Source organism: Dietzia sp. CQ4, from assembly GCF_014145125.1.
In the GTDB taxonomy this organism is placed as follows: domain Bacteria; phylum Actinomycetota; class Actinomycetes; order Mycobacteriales; family Mycobacteriaceae; genus Dietzia; species Dietzia natronolimnaea.
The window spans coordinates 1-5645 of sequence record NZ_JAALDZ010000377.1; the positions used below are offsets into that span (position 1 = coordinate 1).

Sequence of the window (5645 nt, forward strand, 5' to 3'; positions counted from 1 at the left end):
GGGGGCCGGGGCAACACCGCGGGGCCGTGAAGGGGGCGGCGCGGTGACGAGACGAGCGGCGGCGGATCCGCCGGCGTACCCCGAGTCAGTCCGCCCGGCCCGTCGGCTCGCCCCTCCCCGCCGCGACGCACGCCGCGCAGACGCCGAACAACTCGACGGTGTGGGTCACCTCGGTGAAGCCGTGGGCCCCGCCGGCACGGTGCGCCCACGTCTCGACCCCCGGCTCCTCGACCTCCACCGTGAACCCGCACACCCGACACACCAGGTGATGATGGTGCGAATCGGAGCACTTCCGGAAGATCAACTCCCCGGAGTCGGTGCGCAGCACGTCCACCGCACCCGCGTCGGACATCGACTGCAGGGTCCGGTAGACGGTGGTCAGCCCGATCGCGTCCCCGCGCTCGCGGAGTTCGGCGTGGAGGTCCTGGGCCGAACGGAACCCCTTGGATTCGTCGAGCAGCGCGGAGATGGCACTGCGTTGACGGGTCGAACGCACGCCGATCGACTTGTCCGGTGTGTCCACGTCCTACTCCTCCCCGGCGTGCCCGACGGCCGCCTCGACGATGTGCAACAGATGGTCGTCGAGCAACTCGTAGCGGATCTCGCGTCCCCGGCGGTGGGCGGAGACGACGTTGGACGACTTGAGCACCCGCAGATGCTGGCTCACCAGCGGCTGCGCGACCTCCAGGGCGTCCACCAGCTCGTGGACGCAGCGCGGCCCCTCGCGGAGCTGCAGCACTATCGCGATCCGCAGCGGAGCCGAGAGCGCACGGAGCAACTCGCCGGCGGCCGAGACCACGTGCTGCGGTGGCAGCGGCACGGGGGCGGCGTGGGAGCCGGGATCGTGGATCTCCGCGGCAGACCCGGCGTCGGCCGGGGACTCGGGTCCGGATGCCATTGGTTGCAACCTTCCGGGCGCGGTGGGGACCTGCGCCGTGTCGGGTGGGGGACCCCAGTATCCCAGACCGCCGGGGTGGACCGGATACCCTGGTGAGAAGTGCCGCGGGCGCCGGCCCGCGCCGAGGCCGTCCACCCCGACACCTCCGCCAACCGACTCACCAAAGGGAGAACCCCCGACGTGGCATCCTCAGCGTCCGTCATCGACACAGTCGTCAACCTCTGCAAGCGCCGGGGACTGGTGTACCAGTGTGGCGAGATCTACGGCGGAACCCGTTCGGCGTGGGACTACGGTCCGCTCGGCGTGGAGCTCAAGGACAACATCAAGAAGCAGTGGTGGCGGAACTTCGTCACCGGCCGCGAGGACGTCGTGGGCCTGGATTCCTCGATCATCCTGCCCCGCAAGGTGTGGGAGGCCTCCGGCCACGTCGACACCTTCACCGACCCGCTGGTGGAGTCCCTCCACACGCACAAGCGCTACCGCGCCGACCACCTCATCGAGGCCTACGTCGCCAAGCACGGGCGCGAGCCGGCCAACGGACTGGCGGACATCAACGACCCCGTCACGGGCCAGCCCGGCTCGTGGACCGAGCCGCAGTTGTTCTCCGGCCTGATGAAGACCTACCTCGGCCCGGTCGACGACAAGGAGGGCCTGCACTACCTCCGGCCCGAGACCGCCCAGGGCATCTTCGTCAACTACAAGAACGTCATGACCACCGCCCGGCGTAAGCCGCCGTTCGGAATCGGCCAGATCGGCAAGGCGTTCCGCAACGAGATCACCCCCGGCAACTTCATCTTCCGGACCCGTGAGTTCGAGCAGATGGAGATCGAGTTCTTCACCAAGCCCGACGAGGCCGACGAGTGGTTCAAGCGGTGGGTCGAGGACTGCTGGGACTGGTTCGTGGACCTGGGGATCGACCCGGAGAACATGCGCCGCTTCGACGTCCCGGACGACGAGCGTGCCCACTACTCGGCCGGCACGATCGACTTCGAGTACAAGTTCGGTTTCTCCGGCAACCCCTGGGGCGAGCTGATGGGCGTGGCCAACCGCACGGATTACGACCTCACCCAGCACCAGACCCACTCCGGCGAGGACCTGCAGTACCGCGACCAGGCCTCGGGCGAGAAGTACGTGCCCTATGTCATCGAGCCGAGCTTCGGCCTGACGCGGTCGCTCATGGCGTTCCTCATCGACGCCTACACCGAGGACGAGGCCCCCAACTCCAAGGGCGGCGTCGACACCCGGACCGTGCTCAAGCTCGACCGGCGTCTCTCGCCGTTCAAGGCAGCCGTGCTGCCGCTCTCGCGGAACGCCGACCTCTCGCCCAAGGCACGGGACCTGGCCGCGCAGCTGCGCAAGAGCTGGAACGTGGACTTCGACGACGCGCAGGCCATCGGCCGCCGCTACCGCCGCCATGACGAGATCGGCACCCCGTTCTGCATCACCGTGGACTTCGACACCCTCGAGGACCAGGCCGTGACCATCCGTGAGCGGGACACCATGCAGCAGGAGCGGGTGGCCATCGACCAGGTCGAGGGGTACCTCGCGCAGCGGCTCATCGGCTGCTGACCCGGCGCTGGCACACTGGTCGGGTGAACAGATCCCGGTCCCCGCTGCGGGCGGTGTCCAGGGCCATCGGATGGCTCCTGGTCATCGCGCTGTTGCTGTGTCTCGCCGTCCCCGGTTTCATCGCGTTCCGTGTGTGGCACGTCGCGCGGGTGGACGACCGCACGCCGGCGGACGCGATCGTCGTCCTGGGCGCGGCCCAGTACGACGGCGTCCCGACCCCGGTGTTCCAGTCCCGACTCGACCACGCCGCCACCCTCTACGAGGAGGGCGTCGCCCCCCAGATCATCACGGTCGGTGGGAACCAGCCGGGTGACCGGTTCACCGAGGCCGGTGCGGGTCGCGCCTATCTGGCCACGCTGGGGGTGCCGCCCACCGCGATCCTGGCGGTCGAGACCGGGTCCAACACCGTCGGCAGTCTGGACGCCGTGGCCCTGACCGTGCGTGACCAGGGCGGTGGTTCCGTGGTGCTGGTCAGCGACCCCACGCACTCATATCGGGCGCGGATGATGGCCCGGGACGCCGGACTGGACGCGTGGACGTCGCCGACCCGACAGGGTCCCGCAGTCTGGACCCGGGAGAACCAGGTCCTGAGCATCATCCGCGAGACCGGAGCGGTGCTCTGGTACCAGTACCACCGGATCGCCGGGACGGACGTGGACTTCCCCGGCTGATCGGTGGACACGACGTTCACGACCGGACAGGGACGACGACGGGGCACACTCGCCCGACAGGAGACGCGCATGACGGGGTACGCGTACGACGCCGCAGACGCCGAGCGCCGGGTGGGTGAGGGGCCCGCCCGGGCGCGGGGGACGGCCAGTGAGCGCAGCCCGTTCGAGAGGGATCGCGCGCGGGTCCTGCACTCGGCGGCTCTGCGACGGCTCGCCGACAAGACGCAGGTGGTCGGGCCCGGGGACGGTGACACGCCGCGGACCCGCCTCACCCATTCCCTCGAGGTCGCGCAGATCTCCCGCAGCATCGCCGCCGGCCTCGGCTGCGACCCCGACCTCGCCGACCTGGCGGGGTTGAGCCACGACATCGGACACCCGCCCTACGGGCACAACGGTGAGCGCGCCCTCGACGAGGTCGCGAGAGGGTTCGGGGGATACGAGGGCAACGCCCAGACGATCAGGATCCTCACGCGGCTGGAACCCAAGGTCGTCGACGCCGACGGGCGCGGGGTCGGACTGGACCTCACCCGCGCCGCGTTGGACGCGGCCACCAAGTACCCGTGGCTGCCGCGGGAGGGCACCAGGAAGTTCGGCGCCTATCCCGACGACGCGGACACCCTCGCCTGGATCCGCGTGGGGGCACCCGGGGACACCCGGTGCCTGGAGGCGCAGATCATGGACTTCTCCGATGACGTGGCCTATTCGGTCCACGACGTGGAGGACGCGATCGTGGCGGGCAGGCTGGACCTGCGGTCGTTGACCGACCCGTCGGAGGTCGCGGCGCTGGCCGAGCTGGGCGCACGCGAGTTCCGGGGGCCCGACGCCGACCAGCTGCGCGAGGCGGCCGGGCGGCTCGGCGCGCTCGACGCGGTCCGCGCCGTCCAGCCGTTCGAGGAGTCCTTCGCGGGAGCGGTCGCCCTCAAGGCGCTGACCAGCGAGCTGGTCGGGCGGTTCGTCATGCCCGCCATCCACACCACCCGCGAGGTGCACGGTGAGATGCCGCACGGGCGGTACAGCGCCGACCTCGAGGTGCCGCTGCACGTGGAGGCCGAGGTCGTGATGCTCAAGACCATGGCCGTGCGGTACGTGATGAGCGACCCGGGGCACCGGGCCCGGCAGGATCGTCAACGCGACCGTATCCACCGGGTGGCCGAGTACCTGGCGCACTCGGCGCCGGCCGGACTCGACGCGGTACTGCGCCCGCTGTGGGACGCGGCCCCGGACGACGCGGCCCGGATGCGCGTGATCGTGGACCAGGTGGCCCTCTACACCGAGAGCCGCCTCGAGCGGATCGACCGGGCGAGCGCCGGCATCCAGGCGGCCTGGGGCTGAGCAGTAAGCCGGCTCAACCCACGGCCCGGGTGAGGTCGCCGACCAGGTCCTCGATGCCGAGCGCGCCGATGGACCCACCGGGGGAGAACCCGGTCCGCACCACCACGAGATCGGCCGACGGGACCACCACGATGTACTGCCCGTCGTGCCCCGAGGCCCAGTAGGCGTCCGCGGGAATCCCGGGAAGACGCAGCGGGGTGCCGTCACCGGCGTCGTTGGTCCACCACTGCGCGCCGTAGGGCTCGGGCTCACCGCCGGCCGGGACGACGCTCGTCGCGTAGTCCATCCATCCGGCGGGGAGCAGGCGGCGACCGTCCACCTCGCCGTCATCCAGCGTGAACTGCCCGAACCGCGCCCAGTCCCGCGGCGTGGCCCACAAATACGAGCTGCACACCGACCGGCCGGAGGCGTCGGCCTCGAGGACCGCGCTGGTCATCCCGAGCGGGTCGAACAGCAGCCGATCGGCCATCTCGGGCCCGAGGCCGGTGCGCTCGTGCAGCAGGTCGCACACGATGTTGGTGGTGCCCGACGAGTACTGACGGACGGTCCCGGGCTCGTGGGCGAGCGGTTGGGCGGCGGCGAACGCGGCCATGTCCGGCTCGGCGAACAGCATCTGCGTGATGGGGGTGCCGAGGTCGTAGTCCTCGTCCCACTCCAGCCCGGAGGTCATGCGCAGCAGGTCGTCGAGGGAGATCTGCGCCCGCTCGTCGGTCCACTCGGGGCGCAGGTTCGTGTCCGCCGGGTCGAGGTCGGCCTCCGGGAACTCCTGCTGCGCGCGCCCGACCAGGGTGGCCGCCACGCTCTTGGCCATGGACCACCCGAGCTGCCGGGTGTCCGGACCGAAGCCGTCGGCGTACCACTCGTCGAGGATCTCACCGCGGTGGACCGCGACGAGGCCGCGCGTGCCCTCCTGGCCGGCGGCCCGGTCGAGTGCCGCACCGACCTCGGCCGGTACGTCGGTGGCCTGCGGCAGGCCGATGCCCTCGGGGCGGTCCTCCTGGGACCCGACGAGGGAGGTGTGCTCGGAGCCCGCCGCGCGGCCCTCGCCCACCGCGCACCCGTACTCGGAGGCCCAGGCCTGCTGGGCGAAGGCGACGCCCAGGACGGAGGAACGCGCCCACCCCTCGGAGTCGTCGATCTCCGTGCGCAGCAACGGCACCAGCGGGTTGGGCGGC

General features: G+C 71.1%; 6 protein-coding genes. 3 read left to right on the plus strand and 3 right to left on the minus strand.

Features of this window, described 5'->3' with window-relative positions; translation table 11 throughout:
• Positions 1 to 85: 85 nt before the first annotated feature.
• Both G6031_RS17310 and G6031_RS17315 read right to left on the minus strand, forming a co-directional pair.
• On the minus strand, positions 86 to 523 hold the full coding sequence (locus G6031_RS17310) for a Fur family transcriptional regulator (RefSeq protein ID WP_182609447.1): 438 nt from the start codon (positions 521 to 523) through the stop codon (positions 86 to 88).
• Positions 524 to 526: 3 nt separating this feature from the next.
• Complete coding sequence (locus tag G6031_RS17315) at positions 527 to 898, minus strand: metalloregulator ArsR/SmtB family transcription factor (RefSeq protein ID WP_179524973.1); 372 nt, start codon at positions 896 to 898, stop codon at positions 527 to 529.
• 180 nt (positions 899 to 1078) lie between these two features.
• Between G6031_RS17315 and G6031_RS17320 the strand changes: the two genes are divergently transcribed.
• The 3 genes from G6031_RS17320 (at position 1079) to G6031_RS17330 (ending at position 4470) form a co-directional block, all read left to right on the plus strand.
• Complete coding sequence (locus tag G6031_RS17320; RefSeq protein ID WP_179524974.1) at positions 1079 to 2467, plus strand: glycine--tRNA ligase; 1389 nt, start codon at positions 1079 to 1081, stop codon at positions 2465 to 2467.
• 53 nt (positions 2468 to 2520) lie between these two features.
• Entirely contained in the window at positions 2521 to 3138 is a 618-nt protein-coding gene (locus tag G6031_RS17325) for a YdcF family protein (RefSeq protein WP_179526206.1), read from the plus strand.
• A gap of 69 nt (positions 3139 to 3207) precedes the next feature.
• Entirely contained in the window at positions 3208 to 4470 is a 1263-nt protein-coding gene (locus G6031_RS17330; protein WP_182609448.1) for a deoxyguanosinetriphosphate triphosphohydrolase, read from the plus strand.
• Between the two features lie 13 nt (positions 4471 to 4483).
• Here the strand turns inward: G6031_RS17330 and G6031_RS17335 are convergent.
• On the minus strand, positions 4484 to 5645 hold a 1162-nt coding region (locus G6031_RS17335), incomplete at its 5' end, for a serine hydrolase (RefSeq protein ID WP_182653938.1).

Bases quoted from the DNA above. Each gene is read 5' to 3' on its own strand.
- G6031_RS17315 (WP_179524973.1), bottom strand. From the start codon at position 898: ATGGCATCCGGACCCGAGTCCCCGGCCGACGCCGGGTCTGCCGCGGAG.
- G6031_RS17330 (WP_182609448.1), top strand. From the start codon at position 3,208: ATGACGGGGTACGCGTACGACGCCGCAGACGCCGAGCGCCGGGTGGGT.